Below are 16,743 nucleotides of genomic sequence, written 5' to 3' on the forward strand. Positions count from 1 at the left end.
AAAACAAGAGAACTATGAAACTGAAATATTTGGTCGCTCCGCTGTTGTTCGCCGCCGCTGCGGCGACGGGCTGTCAGGAGTCCGCGGAGACCTATCCTGCGATCTACATGACCGATGCGCAGAACAATCCCGACAAATCCATGACCATCGACGAACCCCCTGCCGAGACCTCGATCACCGTATCCTCCTCGGTGGTTATGGAGCACGACGTGCGGATCCAGTTGGAAGTGCGGCCCGAACTGCTGGCTGCCTATAACGACAAGTACGGCAAAAACTACCAGATTCCGCCCGAGGACAGCTATGCCCTGAGTTCGACCGAAACGACCATCCTGGCCGGCTACAACACCTCTTCGGCGATTGACTTCACGGTGTCGTCCGTCTCGGAGTTCGCCGAGGGCGTGACCTATTGCGTCCCCGTGGGCATCAAGACCGTATCCGGCGGAATAAGCGTGCTTGAACCGAGCCGCACGCTCTTCATCGTGCTGAAAACGCCCGTGATCAGCAAGGCGATTTACCTGGGTTCGGGCAACATCTACGATGTGCCTTCGTTCCAGGAGAATTCCGACCTGGCAGCCCTTCCGCAGCTCACGCTCGAAGCCCGCGTATACATGCTCGGCTTCCAGTCCCGCGATCCTTACATCAGCTCCATCATGGGTATCGAGGGCATTTGCGGCGTGCGTTTCGGCGACGTGAAGGTCGATCCCGACTGCATCCAGATCTGCCACGACTCCTACCAGCCGGCGGCTTCCGACAAGCCGTTCAGCCTTGAGAAATGGTATCATGTCGCCGCCGTCTGGACAGGTTCGTCGTGGGATATCTACATCGACGGGCAGTATGCCACGGGCGTGGAGACGCAGGGCGAGACCATCGACCTTACGAGCGACAACGCGAAAGGGTTCCATTTGGGAGCTTCCTATGGCCGCGGCCGTACGCTGAATGGTTACGTCGCCGAGTGCCGCGTATGGACACGGGCTCTTTCGCAGGCCGAGATCGCCAACAACATGAACTATGTCGATCCCACGTCCGACGGGCTGCTCGCCTACTGGCGCATGAACGCATGGGAACCCAACGAGAGCGGTTACGGCAATATCGTGCGCGACCTTACGGGCCATGGTTACGATGCCATCGGCGACAGTTCGAATCCGACGATGATGGACACCAAGTGGAATTAGTCCGCTTATAGACCGACAAGGGCCGTGCGACCCCGGCATAAGCCGGGTTGCACGGCCCTTTTTTCATCCTCCTGCTTCGGGCTGTCCCTGCTTCGGCCTGCAAACCCGCCCCGGATGGCGGCTTGTGGGCAGTCTATCGGCGGGTTCGCTTTTCGGTTGTCCCTGTTTTCCAACGGTTTCCGGGCTCGGGTTGCACCGGTTGCCGCTTGTCCGCGTCCTTCGACGGTTTCCCGACTGGAGTCGCTCCGCTTCCCGGCTGCGGGTTGTCTCCGACTACCTGTTCCCCGGCGCCGCCCTTCCGGCCGTGGCCCGTTACGCCCTCCTCCGGCTTTGCCGGTTCATCCCGATTTGTTGTTGTACATGACCTAAAGACCTTATGAAAAAAATCACGCTTATCTCTTTTTGCCTTGCCGCTTTCGCCTTTGCTTCGTGCGCCGGCGGCGGGTGCCCGGCCACGGGTATCATTCCGGCTCCGCAGCAGGTGACGTGGGGCGAAGGTGCCTTCCGTATGCCTGCCAGGCTGCTCTACACGACCGACCTCGACGGGCAGGACAAGGCCGACCTCGCGGCGTGGATGCAGCGTGCCGCGGACGGATTCTTCCCTGCCTCCTTTGCCGAGGCCTCCGACGGCGACATGCCCGCGCTCGAACTGCTCCGTACGGGCGACGGCGCCCCCGAAAGCTACCGCCTCGACGTCTCCCGCACAAAGATCACGCTCACGGCCCCCGATGCCGCAGGGCTGTTCTACGGACTCCAGTCGCTCGCACAGCTGGCCGGGCATCATGGCCGCCGCATTCCGGCCGTCACGATCGTGGACGCCCCGCGCTTCGGTTATCGGGGCTTCATGCTCGACGTTTCGCGCCATTTCCGCGACAAGGAGTTCGTCGAACGTCAGCTCGACCTCATGGCGCGCTACAAGCTCAACCGCTTCCACTGGCACCTGACCGACGGAGCCGGATGGCGCATCGAAATCAAAAAATACCCCGCCCTGACCGACATCGCCGCCTGGCGTCCCTATCCCGACTGGGAGGGGTGGAATTTCGGCGGCAAACGCTACTGCCACCGTGACGACCCGGCGGCCGCCGGGGGCTATTACACGCAGGACGACATCCGCGAAGTGGTCGAATACGCCCGTGCCCTGCATATCGAGGTAATTCCCGAGATCGAGATGCCGGGGCACAGCGAGGAGGTGCTGGCCGTTTACCCCGAACTCTCGTGCAGCGGCAAACCCTACACGGACTCCGATTTCTGCATCGGCAACGAGCAGACGTTCGAATTCCTCGAGAACGTGCTCTCCGAGGTGATCGGGCTCTTCCCTTCGGAATATATCCATATCGGCGGCGACGAGGCTTCGAAACGGGGTTGGCGCACCTGCCCCGAATGTGCCGCCCGGATGCGTCGGGAGGGACTGAAGGATGTCGACGAGCTGCAAAGCTACCTGGTGCACCGCATCGGGACGTTCCTCGCCGCCAGGGGCCGCCGCCTGCTGGGCTGGGACGAGATTCTCCAGGGCGGGCTCGCGCCCGGCGCCACGGTCATGTCGTGGCGCGGCACCGAGGGCGGGATCGCCGCGGCCAGAGCCGGACACCGCGCCGTGATGGCTCCCTCGAACTACTGCTACCTCGATTTCTGCCAGGACGACCCCACCCGCGAGCCGGTCGCCGCGGCGGCGTTCCTCACCCTCGCGCAGGCCTACTCCTACGACCCTGCGCCCGATTCGCTGGGTGCGGATGTCGTGCCGATGATCCTCGGCGTGCAGGGCAACCTGTGGTGCGAGCACGTGCCCACAGCCGAACATGCCGAACACATGATCTGGCCGCGCCTGCTGGCGATCGCCGAAGTGGGGTGGAGCGCCCCCGAACGTAAGGACTTCGACGACTTCCACGCCCGCGTGCTCGACGCCGTGGCGTGGATGCAGCAGCGCGGATACCACCCCTTCGACCAGAAAAATGCCGTCGGCCCCCGCCCCGAATCGCTCGATACCCTGCATTGCCTCTCGACCGGCAGGCAGGTGGCTTACCGTACGCCTTACAGCCCGAAATACCCGGCTGCGGGCGACGCTTCGCTGACCGACGGGTTGCGCGGCGGGTGGAACTACGGCGACCGCCGCTGGCAGGGGTGGCTCGATACGGATGTCGAACTGGTCGTCGACCTCGGGGAACGCCTGCCTGTGAAACGTATCGCGGCCTGTTTCATGCAGGGTTTCTATGCCGACATCTGGATGCCCCGTGCGGTCGAAATCTCGGTTTCGGACGACGACAGGCACTATACGCCCCTTGCCTCGGTCGAAAACGACATCCCGTTCGAATACAAGCAGGATTGCTACCGCGAGTTCGGCTGGTCGGGCCAAACGGCGGCGCGTTACGTGCGGCTGAAAGCCCTGCACAACGGCCATCCCGGCGGCTGGATTTTCACCGACGAGATTATCGTGGAGTAACCCCGCCGGGGCGGATTTCCGGGATGCTTTCCCGCGATGTGCCTGCCGCTACAATGGGAAAGGGGGGGGCGCCAAGTCTTTCCGGCCTCCCGGGAACCGCGTGGCCTGAAATGCCCCGGATGGCAGTGTAAATAAAAAGGGCTGTCAGCGATATGCCTGACAGCCCTTTTCCATGCCGGGTCGGTTCTTTGCTATTGATCCCGCCGCCCGTTTCCCGGCTATGTTTCCCGATTGTGTTTTCCTTGTTCGTTTATCCTTGCGCCCGTCCGCGTACCCTTGCGTTCTTGTCCCGGTTTATCTTTGCGCTCGTCCGCGTACCCTTCCGTCTTTGTTCCGGCTTATTCTTGCGCTCATCCTTGTTCCTTTGCGTCCTTGTCCTCCTTTTATCTCTGCAATCCGGCTGTCGCTGCGCGCACGCAAACCCTCCGGTTACTTCTCGCGGAAAATGTTGAGGTGCGCCAGCAGCGGGTTGCGGCGGTCGAGCAGCAGGAACTCCGCCAGCAGCAGCACGAGCGCTGCGATGAGCAGGTATTGGTACTGCTCGTTGAATTCCTCGAAACGCATCATCGACAACTCGGTCTGCTCCATTTCGTTGATGCTCTTTACGATCTCGTCGAGGCCGATCGACTGCTTGGTCGAACGCACATAGGCGCCGCCCGTGATCTGGGCCACCTCGGAGAGCATCTTCTCGTCGAGCTTCGAGACGACCATATCGCCCTTCTCATCCTTGATGAACTCCCCGCCGATCTGGATCGGGGCGCCTTCGGGCGTGCCGATGCCGATGGTGTAGATGCGTATGCCCATCTCCGCGGCGCGTTTGGCCACCGCCAGGGCGTCGTCCTCGTGGTTCTCGCCGTCGGTCACCAGGATGATGACCCGGCTGTGTGTCTCTTCCGTTTCGCCCGAAAACGACAGCAGCGCCTGTGACAGCGCCTTGCCGATGGCCGTGCCCTGTACCGACACCAGCGACGGGTCGATGCGCTTGGCGAAGGCCTTCGCCATGCGGTAGTCCGACGTGATGGGCAGCTGTACCTTCGGTTCCCCGGCGAAGACGATCAGCCCCACGCGGTCTTGCCTGAGCCCGTCGAAAAGTTTGTTGATGGCATATTTGGTGCGTTCGAGCCGGTTGGGTTCGAAATCCTCGGCCAGCATCGAGTTCGAGACGTCGACCACGAGCATCATCTCCACGCCCTGCGCCTTCTCCTCGCGGAGCTTCGACCCGAACTGCGGGCGTGCCACGGCCAGTATGAGCAGGACGGCGGCCGTGCAGAAGAGGATGAACTTGAGTGCGGTACGCCCGGTCGAAACCTCGGGCATCAGCTCCTCCAGCACCCCGGGGTTCCCGAAGCGTGCGAGCCTTTTGCGGCGGCGTGCCGCCGCTGCCCAGAAGATCAGTACCAGTGCCGGGATTGCCAGCAGCAGCCAGAGATATTGCGGATTTGCGAATCTGAACATAACGAATGCCTGCCCGGCGTATTGTTTCCCGTTTGCTGTCCCTGTCCGACCCGCCGGGTTTGCATTAGGGCACCTGGGGTGCCTGTCGGACAGCGACATTCCCTCCGCAATCTTCCTTCCGGCAAAGGGAGGGCTTTGCCGGCGTCCGGGGCGTGGTGCCCGTCAGGGTATCCGTTTGAGCACCAGGTTTGCGAACAGGAACTCCGCGAACAGCAGCAGCAGCCCCGCCAGCGCCCACAGGAGGTACTGTTCGTGGTAGGTGACGTGTTCCGTAACCTTCACCTTGCTCTTTTCCATTTGGTTGATCTGGTCGTAAATGGCTTTCAGCTTGGCTTTGTCCGTGGCGCGGAAATACTCCCCGCCCGTCATCTCGGCGATCGACCGCAGGGTCTTTTCGTCGATCTCGACCTTGGCCATCACCGTGCCGCCCGTGGGCGTGCCGTAGATGTCCACGGCGGGGTAGGGCGCCATGCCCTCGGTGCCGACGCCGATCGTGTAGACGCGGATGCCCTGCGCCTTGGCGATCTCGGCCGCCGTCAGCGGGGCGATCTCGCCGCGGTTGTTCACGCCGTCGGTCAGCAGGATGATTACCTTCGACTTGGCCTCGCTCTCGCGCAGGCGGTTGATCGCCGTCGCCAGGCCGTTGCCGATCGCCGTGCCGTCCTCGATCAGGCCGCTGCGGATGCGCGACAGCAGGGTCTGCAACGTCCCCTGGTCGGTGGTCAGGGGGCTCTGCGTGAAGGCCTCGCCCGCGAATGCCACCAGCCCGATCCGGTCGCCGTAGCGGTCGGCGATGAACGATCCGGCCACCTCCTTGGCCGCCGTGATGCGGTCGGGCCGGAAGTCGCGTGCCAGCATCGAGCCCGAGACGTCGATCGCCAGCATGATGTCGATGCCCTCGGTGTTCGTGTGCGAAAGCCGCTCCACGTCCTGCGGGCGCGCCAGCGCCACGACCAGCAGTGCGAATGCCGCCGCACGCAGCACGAACGGCAGGTGCCGCAGGTAATAACGTATGGTCTTCGGGGCGCGCACGACACCGTCGACCGACGAGATCTGTATCGCCGCCCCGCCCTGCAACGTCCGCCAGACGTAGTAGCCGGCCATCGGTACGAGTGCCGTCAGCAGCCACAGATAGTATGGTGATGCAAAATGCATAGTCCTTGTGTTTTACCAGTTTTTCGTTCCCCGGACGACGACGCCCTGTTTCTCCTTCAGCTTGTCCTGCGTGCGGTCTTCCTGAGCCTGGATGGCATCGAGCATCTGTTCCTGCTCCTGCGGGGAGATACCCGCCGGAACGGGCTGTTGCTGCCCCTCCTGGTCGCCTTCGCCCTCCTTGTCTGGCTGCGAAGGATCCTGCTGCCGGTCGCCCTGCTGCTCCTGGTCGCCGCCCTGCTGCTCCTGGTCATCGCCCTTTTGGCCCTTGTCGTCCTGCTGCTGGTCGCCGTCCTGTTTGTCCTGTCCGTTGCCCTGTTGCTGCTGATCCTGGTTCTGGTCTTTGTCCTGGTTCTTGTCGTCGTCGCCGCCACCGCCGCCGTCCTCGTTGTCGTCTATCAGGCGCTTGGTGTAGGCGTAGTTGTACTTGGCCTGCTGGTCGGCAGGGTTCAGCCGCAGCGACTGTTTGTAGCTTTCGAGCGCCTCCTTGTATTTCTGCTGCTTGAACTGGGCGTTGCCCAGGTTGTAGAACGCTTCGGCACGCTCCCCGTCCGTACGCAGCGAGTCGGCCGCGGCCCTGCGCATCGTCTGCTCGGCCTTGTCGAACCGCTCGGCCTTGTAGAGGGCGTTGCCGAGGTTGTAAGTCGCCTCGAACGACTCCGGTGCGGCCTCCAGCGCCCGCTCGTAACGTTCGATGCTTTTCTCGTAGTTGCCCTTGTTGTATTGCCGGTTGCCGCGCCGCACCTCGCTGCGTTCGGGCATGTTCTGTGCCGAAGCCCCGAGCGCGGCCAGGAGGAATACCGCTGTGTATATGAGTTTATACATCTGTCACGCATTTTAGTTTTTCACCGGCTCCTGCCCTTCGGTCTCCTCCTCCGCCTCGGCGACCTTGGTCTCCTCGACGAAATAGTAGGCTTTCAGGTAGTCGGCCTCGTTCTGCTCCGCATCGGGCGTCGCCTTGGCGAACTTCACCAGGTCGGCGTCGCGCAGGATCGCCGTCAGATCCATCCGGGCCTTGTCGGGCAGTTCCTCCGCGCGCATCGCCTCTATGATCTCATCCGAGGTCATCTCCATGGCGCCGAAGCCCCACCGTGCCGCGATGTAGGTGCGCAGGATGTCCGTCAGTGCCGAATAATATTGCTTGTGCTTGTTGTTCTGCCACAGCTTCTGGTGGTGCAGTGCCTCCAGCGCCTTGATCGCCACGACGTGCGGCGGCTGGGGCGGTGACGGCCTGAACAGGTCGCCGAGGCGTTTGCCGCGGCTCTCCAGGTAGCGCTTCAGCGCATAGGCCGCCGCCAGCAGCAATACGAGTGCGAGCGCGCCCCATTGGGCGTAGCCGCTGACCTCCCCGAAGCGGAACGGCAGGTTCCACTGGGGCTTCACGTCGTAGATCGACTGCGACGTCGAGTCGATCTGGAAGGTCGCCACCTGCAGGTAGAGCGAGTCGCGTGCCCAGAGCGTGTCGACGATGTTCTTGTCGGCATAGAGCACCGCCGGGCGGCCGAGATTCCACTTGCCCTCCTCGAACGCCGCCAGCGTGTAGCGCTTGCGGAGTTTGAGGTGGCGGCCGTCGCGTTCGAGCGTGTCGACCGGATACTCCTTGTGGAGTTCGATAGGGCTCCCCGGCTTGTCCTCGAATTCGGGGAACTGCACCACCTGCACCAGGTCTTTCTCGACGTCGACCATCAGGTCGAAACGGTCGCCGATCATGACGCTGTCGGGCTGGATGTGCGCCGTGACCTGCGGCACGTCGGACTGGGCCCGCGCCGCTGCGCCCGCGAGGAGCAGCGCTATTGCAAAAAGTCGTTTCATCGCTGTTTGAACAGTTTTATCAGTTCCGCCACATAGTCGCCCTCGGTCGAGACCATCGCCGTGTCGATGCGGTTGTGCTTGAGCGTCGATTCGATCTGTGCGCTGCGCTGCCGCCATTTTTCGGCGTAATGCTCCCTCACGGCGCGCGACGAGGTGTCGACCCAGACCTTACGTCCGCTCTCGGCGTCTTTTAGCTCGACGATGCCCACGTCCGGCAACTCCGTTTCACGCGGGTCGTAGACGCGTATGCCCACCAGGTCGTGCTTGCCGCCGGCGATCTTCAGCGCGTCGTCCAGCGCCGCCCTGTCCTTCGAGGAGTCCATGAAATCCGAGAGGATGAAGGTCGTGCAGCGTTTCTTGTTGACGTTGGTCAGGAAACGCACCGGCTCCGAGAGCTTCGTCCCGGCCGATTCGGGCCGGAATCCCACCAGCTCGCGGATGATCATCAGGATGTGGCTGCGCCCCTTCTTCGGGGGGATGAACTTCTCGACCTTGTCCGAGAAGAAGATGCAGCCCACCTTGTCGTTGTTCTGTGCGGCGGAAAAAGCCAGCACGGCGGCGATCTCGGTGATGATGTTCTTCTTCAGGCGTTCGGTCGTGCCGAACATGCGCGATGCCGAGACGTCGACCAGGAGCATCATCGTCAGTTCGCGTTCTTCCTCGTAGATCTTGATGTGGGGTTTGCGCGAGCGCGCCGTCACGTTCCAGTCGATGTCCCTCACGTCGTCGCCCGCACGGTACTCCCTGACTTCGGAAAACGACATGCCCCGTCCGCGGAAAGCCGTATGGTACTTTCCGGCGAAAATCTCGTTCGAAAGACCCCGGGTCTTGATTTCGATCTTCCGGACGCGTTTCAGAATATCGTTCTCTGTCTCTTGCATCGTTAGGGTACGATTACGTTGTTGAGGATGTCGGTGATGATCTCCTCCGAGGTGATGTTTTCGGCCTCGGCCTCGTACGTCAGGCCGATGCGGTGGCGCAGCACGTCGTGGCAGACGGCGCGCACGTCTTCGGGGATGACGTAGCCGCGGCGGCGGATGAAGGCGTAGGAGCGTGCGGCCTTCGCCAGCGAGATCGACGCACGGGGCGAACCGCCGTATGCGATCAGATTCTGCAGTTTCTGCAGGTTGTATTCCGCCGGCTCGCGCGTGGCGAAGATGATGTCGATGATGTATTTCTCGATCTTCTCGTCCATGTAGACGTCCTCCACGACCTTGCGGGCCTTGATGATGTCCTCGGGCGAGATGACCTTGTTGACCTGAGGCATGCCAGCGCCCGAGAGGTTCATGCGCACGATGTCGCGCTCCTCCTGCTTCTTGGGGTAGGAGATCTTGGCCTTGAGCATGAATCGGTCGACCTGCGCCTCGGGCAGCGGGTAGGTACCCTCCTGCTCCAGGGGGTTTTGCGTGGCCAGCACCAGGAAAGGCTGCGGCAGCGGGTAGGTCTGGTCGCCGATGGTCACCTGCCGCTCCTGCATGGCTTCGAGCAGTGCCGACTGCACCTTGGCCGGGGAGCGGTTGATCTCGTCCGCCAGCACGAAGTTGGCGAACACGGGGCCTTTCTTGACCACGAACTCCTCGTTCTTCTGCGAGTAGATCAGCGTACCGATCAGGTCGGCCGGCAGCAGGTCGGGGGTGAACTGTATACGCGAGAATCCGGCATCCACGGCTTTTGCCAGCGTGGTGATGGCCAGCGTCTTGGCCAGTCCGGGCACGCCTTCCAGCAGGATATGTCCGTTCGACAGCAGCCCGATCAGCAGCGTGTCGACCAGATGGCTCTGCCCCACGATGACCTTGCCCATTTCCGTGCGGAGCGTATCGACGAATACCGATTCGCGTTCGATGCGCTCGTTGAGTTCCTTGATGTTGATGACTTCGCTCATTGTTTTATTATGTGTTGAATTTCATGCTTCATACCCTGCGCCCGGCATCTTTTGCCCGCAGCTTCCGCATCCGCCCGGCGCAAACGTTGCCGTATTGTCGTCGGATACGCAAGTCTTGATTTATTATTGGGAACGATTCCCGAATGAAATTATTGCAAAATTAATAAAATTACGGATAAAATGTTTTGAATTTCCCCTTTTTTGCTATCTTGTAATCACTTACCGCTTGAACCCATGCTATGCGAAAATTGTATTATTTAGCCTGCAGTATTGTCTTATCCGGCCTTACCGCCTGTGAAGTGCCTCCGCTGGCGGATGGAAGCTCTGCTGTAACGGTTGAAGGCGTTGCGACGGCTCCGGTCTCGCACACGATTCCCGCAGCGAAGGCACTGGAACATCTTGCCGGGGCACTGGTTGCCCTTGACGGGCCGACCCGTTCTCCGGGTGAATCGAGAACCGTGCAACGCGTTACGGCGGTTACGCGGGCCGACCTGAGGGCGTCTGCGACCCGCAGCGGAGGATGTTCTGCCGACTCGCTTGTTTATTTAGTCGAGTTCGAAGATGGAAAAGGCAGTGCCATTCTGGCTGCGGACGACCGGCTCGAACCTGTTATCGTGATCTACGATACGTATAAAATGAAGAAGGAAGATTTGCGGGAACCGCCGGTCGATCCGGATGCTTGGCGGACACTTGAAAATCTTTATTGCGAAGAGGATGACGACTATTATCTGGGGGCAAGCGAACTCCCGGAGCTACCTGTCGAAAATACGCTTTTGGAACATCAACTCATCTACGATTATATCAATAAGGAAGTAGAAGATACGGGCGGTGCTGTTTATACGGTTGAGAGCGGTTGGAATCTGAGCCGATCCGTGAGCCCCATGCTGACGACTCAATGGCATCAGGGAGCCCCGTTTAAACTACGTTTTCCGATTACTGCTTCGTGGACTATCTGGGCTCCGGCCGGATGTGTCACGATCGCCGTGGCCCAGATTATGAACTATCACCAATTTCCGCGCAATTATTGTGATTGGTCGCTGGTAAATCAATATAATCCTAACGACCCCCTTGAAGATAATGGCCAGGATGTGCTGGACGAAGTCGCGTTATTGTCTAAAAAGGTGGCTGGCGGTTGTCGTGTGGAATGTAATTTTTTTGGCTCCGGGGAAACTTTTTCCACGCCGGCCAAAGCCAAGCGTTTTCTTCGCGATGTGGGCTATACCGGTACCGAGAAACATCTCGGATATGACGCGGACGTGATTAAGAAAACGCTGGATAACGACTGCCCTGTCTTTATCGGGGCTTTGGCTTCCAGCAATCATGGTCACGCATGGGTGATCGACGGATATCTGAATTACGAAAACATCATCAAAACCTACAACGGCCCTACCACTTTGTTGAAAACAAACACAGTGAATAAACTATTCGTACACTGTAATTAGGGCTGGCAGGATACTGACAAAAACGGATATTATGCCAGTAAGGTTTTTGACACCCGAAAAGGGCCTGCGGATTTGAACGGGTATCCGGCGGCGACTCGCGGGGTCAATACTAAAAATTACACATGGTGGTTCCGCATCGTTACTTATAACAAACCCCGATAGTTATGAAAAAACTGATTATATTGTGTAGTGCCGTATTGGGCTCCTTGCTGTTTTGCGGATGTCTTCCGAGCTCTGCGCCTTACGAGGATTTTTACTCCCGGTCGTTCGTCTTGCGGTATTGTCAGGTAAGCGATATCTCGATCGAACGTCGGTATTATTCCGAAGACGATCCCGATTACAACCTGGGCTATTTTATCCGGGTTGTTTCCGATAAACTTTATCGGGCAAACAGGAACGGTGAAGAAAAACAGGTCTACGATGCACTTTGCGAAAAATACAATGATGTGACCTATAACCGTAAGGTGCGATACTCTTACGATGAATACTATCCTCCCAGGTGTTCCTGCTTTTTTACGGATATGGAGATATGGAGCACTGCCGACTGGGATGCCGGTCATCCGGCGGGAACGCCGCTCGATGACATCGTGCGTTTCAAAAGCGATACCCCCTGGCCTTATATCCGGAGCGGTTATACGCAGCGGTATTCCGACAAGAAAAGGGGCGAATACTATCCGGTCTATTGCCTGGTTTCGGAACTTACGGCGGACGACATGACCCTGTTGCCGGATTCCTTTTTTATCCTGTTTACCTCGCGTCCCTCCCTCGACCTGCAACATACCATCCGTGTCCGGTTGACCGACGATGCCGGGAATGTGTACGAGGCTGGCATCGACGTGGATTTCAGCCTGTGACCCGAACCATCCGTGCGGAAACGGGTATTTCTGTCCCTGTCGTTGGCTGTGTTTTCGGATGTCCCGGCAGTGTTGCAGCCGGCCGGCAGTCCGCTTTGGATTGCTGTGCCCCCGAATCGGCGTGCGGGGCTTTCCCGGTAAATTTTATTCCAAAATCGGCAGGGCTCTGCCGAAGGGCTTGCGAAAAAGTATTAACTTTGCAGCCATGGAACCCAAAGAATCTCCGATACTGCAAGGCCTGAACCCCGCACAGCTCGCTGCCGTGGTCAACTACGACAGCCCGTCGCTCATTATCGCCGGCGCCGGTTCGGGCAAGACGCGCGTGCTGACCGCGCGCATCGCCTATATGATCGAGCAGGGCGTGGCGCCCTTCAACATCCTGGCGCTCACCTTCACCAACAAGGCCGCCCAGCAGATGCGCGAGCGCATCGCGCAGATGATCCCCGATAACCGCAGCCGCTATATCCGCATGGGTACGTTCCACTCGGTCTTTTCGCGCATCCTGCGCGAGAACGCCGAAAAGATCGGTTTCCCCGAGTCGTTTACGATCTACGAGCCCTCGGACTGCAAGAACCTCATCAAGACCATCGTCCGCGAACTGAACCTCGCGGACGAGAAATACAAGCCCAACCTCATCGCCTCGCGTATCTCCTACTTCAAGAACTGCCTGGTGACGCCCGGCGCCTACCTCGCCAACTCGGTCTATGCCGCCGAAGACCGGCAGGCGCAGATCCCCGAGTTCGGCAATGTCTACAATATCTACTGCCAGCGCTGCAAGCGCAACGGCGCAATGGACTTCGACGACCTGCTCTTGCAGACCAACATCCTGCTGCGCGACGCCCCGGACGTGCTGGCGCGCTACCAAGAGCTGTTCAAATACATCCTGGTGGACGAGTACCAGGACACCAACTACGCCCAGTACGTCATCATCCGCCGCCTGTCGCAGCTCCACTCCAAGGTCTGCGTGGTGGGCGACGACGCACAGTCGATCTACTCGTTCCGCGGTGCCAAGATCGAGAACATCCTCTCCTTCCAGAAGGATTTTCCCGCGGCCAAGGTCTTCAAGCTCGAGCAGAACTACCGCTCGACCCGCACGATCGTCGATGCGGCCAACTCGGTCATCGTCCGCAACTCCAGGCGCATGGAGAAACACTGTTTCTCGGCCGGCGACGTGGGTGAACCGATCCGCATTCTCAAGGCCTATACCGACCGCGAGGAGGCCGAAATGGTGGTCTCCGACCTGCGCGACAAAGTCCGCTCGACGGGCGACGACTGGTCGGAAGCGGTGATCCTCTACCGCACCAACAACCAGTCGGCCGTGCTGGAGGACAACCTCCGCCGCCGCGGCATTCCCTACCGCATCTACAAGGGCAGTTCGTTCTACGACCACAAGGAGGTCAAGGACATGCTGGCCTATATCCGGCTGGTGATCAACCCGCGCGACGACGAGGCGTTCAAACGCATCGTCAACTATCCGACGCGCGGCATCGGCGACACGACCGTGCAGCGCATCGCGCAGCTGGCCGCCGAGCGGGGCGTCTCGATGTGGGAGGCGGTCGACGCGCTGGTCGCCGAGCCGGCCGCCGATCCCGTGCAGAAGACCATCGCCCGCAAGGTGGCGGACTTCGTGGCGATGATCCGCTCGCTGTCGCTCGCCCGCAACGAGAAGGGGCTTTACGACTTCGGGCTCGAGATCGCCACCCGCTCGGGCATCCTCGCGGCCTACCGCGCCGAGAATACCCCCGAGGCGACCTCGGCATTGGACAATATCGAGGAGCTGCTGAACTCGATGCAGGAGTTCAAGGAGCGGTGCGACGCCGAAATCCGCAACGGGGAGCGTCCGCAGGACGAAGAGGCGACCATCGAGGAGTGGTTGCAGAACGTCATGCTGGTGACCGACATGGACAAGGACGACCCCGAAGACCGCAACAAGGTGACGCTGATGACCGTCCACTCGGCCAAGGGGCTGGAATACAAATACGTGTATATCGTCGGGCTGGAGGAAAACCTCTTCCCCTCGCAGCGGGCCGCCGAGTCGCCCGACGGCATGGAGGAGGAGCGGCGCCTGTTCTACGTGGCGCTCACCCGTGCCAAGGTCGAGGCGACGATCTCCTACGCCGAGATGCGTTTCAAGTGGGGCAACATGGAGTTCTCGCGCCCGAGTTGCTTCCTGCGCGAGATCGACCCGAAATATGTCAGGGCCGACTTCGGTACCGGTACCGGCACCGACGACGACCGCCCGCACCGCTCGCCCGACGGATCCGCACCTTCGGCCATCGACGAACTGCGCCGCCGCTTCGACTACCGTTTCCAGCAGAAACAGCAGGCTGCGGGCGGGAACAATCCCGGCTTGGGCGGCGGCCGGCCGGGCAGCAACCCCGGCCGCGGCAATTTCGGCGGCCGCCCCTCCGACGGCGAATCCGGCCCCGCAAGGCGTTTCGCCCGGGCTGCGGCACCCCGCGACGCCCGCCCGCAGGGGCGTCCCGACCCGGCGCTCGTCCAGGCCTCGCGCCCCTCGACCGACGGCATGCGCCGCATCGGTGTGCGGCAGGCGGCCGACGGCGGCGTACCCCTCGGCGATACGATGCCCGTCAGCGGCGATTATACCGTGGGACAGCGCGTCGAGCACCCCAAATTCGGCGTGGGTATCGTGCAGCGCATCGAGACCCTCGCCACCGACCACAAGCTGGTCGTGGCCTTCGACGGCGCGGGCGAAAAGACCCTGCTGGCCAAATTCGCCAAACTGACCAAACTGTAACGGCGCGAAACTGCGCCGGCAGATACCGGTAACCTCGCTGAATCTCCCTTCGAAAGGGGCTGCGTTAGATAATTTTTGTTAAATTTGACCCAATGGACTATCCTGTATTTCCGCTGGTGTCGGTCTGCATGACCACCTACAACCACGAAGCTTACCTTGCCCAGGCCATCGAGAGCGTGCTGGCGCAGCAGACCTCGTTCGGGGTCGAGCTGGTGCTGGGCGACGATTGCAGTACGGACTCCACGGCCGCTATTTGCCGCGAATACGCGGAGAAATACCCCGGCCGCGTGCGTTTCGTCACGGGCCAGCGCAACGTGGGCTGGCGTGCCAACTACCTCCGCACGTTCGAGGCCTGCCGCGGGAAATACGTGGCCTACTGCGACGGCGACGACTGGTGGAGCGACCCCCGCAAGTTGCAGATGCAGGCCGACCTGCTGGAGTCCGACCCCTCGTGCGGGATGTGCTATACGCGCGCCAGCAACTATTACCAGAACACCGGCCTCACCGAACCCGACCACGAGGAGCATTTTACCGATTTCGACCGCCTGCTCTGCCGGCTCACCATCGCCAACTGCGCCACGCTGGCGCGCCGCGACCTCATCGCCCGCTACTATGCCGAGGTGCGCCCCGGGGAACATCCCGAATGGCTTACCGACGACGCTCCGATGTGGCTCTGGTTCGCGGCCTGCAGCCGGATCCGCTACCTCCCGGTCATCACGGCGGTGCACCGCCGCCTGCCGCAGAGCGTGAGCCATAGCACGGAATATCCCCGCCGGATCGCCTTCTGCGACTCCCTGATGGACATAAGCCTGTGGTTCGATGCCCGTTACGGTGCACGCCGCAACCGTTTCCGCATCCTGCGGCGGCGCAGTTCGGTCGCGTTGTGGGTACTCTCCTGGAACGGTTCCGTCGGCGAATACCTCGCCCGGTGGCGCCGCGACGTGGCTGCCTGTCCGCGCCTGCTGTTCTGCCCCGAAGGCTGCGGGCTCCTCGTGAAGAAGATTTTGTTCCGACGTAAAAAACAACGACTATGACTACCAAAGAGCGTTACGACGGCGTTATCGCCTGGTTCTCGGAGCACATGCCCGTGGCCGAGAGCGAATTGCACTATACGGATCCCTACCAGTTGCTCGTGGCCGTGATCCTTTCGGCGCAGTGTACCGACAAGCGGGTCAACATGACTACGCCCGCCCTGTTCGAGCGCTTCCCCACGCCGTTCGAAATGGCGAAGGCCACGGCCGAGGAGATTTACCCCTATATCCGGAGCATTTCCTACCCGAACAACAAGGCCCGCAACCTCGCGGGCATGGCGCGTATGCTGTGCGAAGAGTTCGGGGGCGAGGTGCCGAGCGACCTGCAGCAGATGCAGCGCCTGCCGGGTGTGGGGCGCAAGACGGCCAATGTGCTTGGCGCCGTGCTGTGGCAGAAGGAGGTGATGCCGGTGGACACGCATGTCTTCCGTGTTTCGAACCGTATCGGGCTGACGACCAATTCGAAAACTCCGTTGCAGACCGAGCTGACGCTCGAAAAGAACATCCCCTCGCACCTGCTGCCGCTCGCCCACCACTGGCTGATCCTCCACGGACGTTATGTCTGCATGGCGCGCAGCCCCAAGTGCGGCGAATGCGGGATCGCCGCCTGGTGCCGTAAGTACGCCGCCGACCACCGGACGAAAGGGTAGGTGCCGGCCTCCGGAGCTCCGGCCGGTTCCTGCCGACCCGGCCTCTGGCGCTCCCGTCTGCTCCTGCCGGCTCCTGCGGGCCCCGGCTTTTCCCCGAC

At 61.0% G+C, this 16,743-nt stretch carries 13 protein-coding genes; 7 read left to right on the forward strand and 6 right to left on the reverse strand.

Translation table 11 applies throughout. The features are described 5' to 3' along the window. The first annotated feature begins 14 nt into the window (after window positions 1–14). Entirely contained in the window at window positions 15–1,172 is a 1,158-nt protein-coding gene (locus tag DW189_RS07290) for a DUF1735 and LamG domain-containing protein (protein ID WP_117507324.1), read from the forward strand. Window positions 1,173–1,548: 376 nt separating this feature from the next. After that, entirely contained in the window at window positions 1,549–3,609 is a 2,061-nt protein-coding gene (locus tag DW189_RS07295) for a family 20 glycosylhydrolase (protein WP_117507325.1), read from the forward strand. Window positions 3,610–4,038: 429 nt separating this feature from the next. Here the strand turns inward: DW189_RS07295 and DW189_RS07300 are convergent, their stop codons facing one another. The 6 genes from DW189_RS07300 to DW189_RS07325 all read right to left on the reverse strand — a co-directional run bounded on the left by DW189_RS07300 (window position 4,039) and on the right by DW189_RS07325 (window position 9,910). Further along, window positions 4,039–5,064, reverse strand: coding sequence for a vWA domain-containing protein (locus DW189_RS07300; RefSeq protein WP_117507326.1), 1,026 nt, complete (start codon window positions 5,062–5,064; stop codon window positions 4,039–4,041). Between the two features lie 162 nt (window positions 5,065–5,226). Continuing rightward, entirely contained in the window at window positions 5,227–6,219 is a 993-nt protein-coding gene (locus DW189_RS07305) for a vWA domain-containing protein (RefSeq protein WP_117507327.1), read from the reverse strand. Window positions 6,220–6,231: 12 nt separating this feature from the next. Beyond that, window positions 6,232–7,041, reverse strand: a complete 810-nt coding sequence (locus DW189_RS07310) for a tetratricopeptide repeat protein (RefSeq protein WP_117507328.1) — start codon at window positions 7,039–7,041, stop codon at window positions 6,232–6,234. Between the two features lie 12 nt (window positions 7,042–7,053). Further along, window positions 7,054–8,028 (reverse strand): hypothetical protein, encoded by a 975-nt coding sequence (locus tag DW189_RS07315; protein ID WP_117507329.1) that lies wholly within the window; start codon window positions 8,026–8,028, stop codon window positions 7,054–7,056. Beyond that, window positions 8,025–8,909: a DUF58 domain-containing protein gene (locus tag DW189_RS07320; RefSeq protein WP_022332032.1), complete on the reverse strand. Its 885-nt coding sequence runs from the start codon at window positions 8,907–8,909 to the stop codon at window positions 8,025–8,027. Before DW189_RS07320 ends, DW189_RS07315 begins: the two co-directional genes overlap by 4 nt. A 2-nt stretch (window positions 8,910–8,911) precedes the next feature. Further along, window positions 8,912–9,910 carry an AAA family ATPase gene (locus DW189_RS07325; RefSeq protein ID WP_022332033.1) on the reverse strand — a complete coding sequence of 333 codons (999 nt, stop codon included), beginning with the start codon at window positions 9,908–9,910 and terminating at the stop codon, window positions 8,912–8,914. 239 nt (window positions 9,911–10,149) lie between these two features. Between DW189_RS07325 and DW189_RS07330 the strand changes: the two genes are divergently transcribed. The 5 genes from DW189_RS07330 (at window position 10,150) to nth (ending at window position 16,645) form a co-directional block, all read left to right on the forward strand. Further along, window positions 10,150–11,352 (forward strand): C10 family peptidase, encoded by a 1,203-nt coding sequence (locus tag DW189_RS07330; protein WP_117507330.1) that lies wholly within the window; start codon window positions 10,150–10,152, stop codon window positions 11,350–11,352. Between the two features lie 446 nt (window positions 11,353–11,798). After that, a complete protein-coding gene (locus DW189_RS14235; protein ID WP_141417788.1) occupies window positions 11,799–12,206 on the forward strand; it encodes a hypothetical protein in 408 nt (135 codons plus the stop codon). Between the two features lie 205 nt (window positions 12,207–12,411). Beyond that, window positions 12,412–14,964, forward strand: coding sequence for an ATP-dependent helicase (locus DW189_RS07340; protein ID WP_117507332.1), 2,553 nt, complete (start codon window positions 12,412–12,414; stop codon window positions 14,962–14,964). A gap of 92 nt (window positions 14,965–15,056) precedes the next feature. Then, window positions 15,057–15,998 carry a glycosyltransferase family 2 protein gene (locus DW189_RS07345; RefSeq protein WP_032134721.1) on the forward strand — a complete coding sequence of 314 codons (942 nt, stop codon included), beginning with the start codon at window positions 15,057–15,059 and terminating at the stop codon, window positions 15,996–15,998. Continuing rightward, on the forward strand, window positions 15,995–16,645 hold the full coding sequence (gene nth, locus DW189_RS07350) for an endonuclease III (protein WP_032134722.1): 651 nt from the start codon (window positions 15,995–15,997) through the stop codon (window positions 16,643–16,645). Before DW189_RS07345 ends, nth begins: the two co-directional genes overlap by 4 nt. Window positions 16,646–16,743: the final 98 nt, after the last annotated feature.

The sequence above is a fragment of the Alistipes sp. AM16-43 genome (assembly GCF_003435745.1).
Taxonomy (GTDB): Bacteria; Bacteroidota; Bacteroidia; order Bacteroidales; family Rikenellaceae; genus Alistipes; species Alistipes onderdonkii.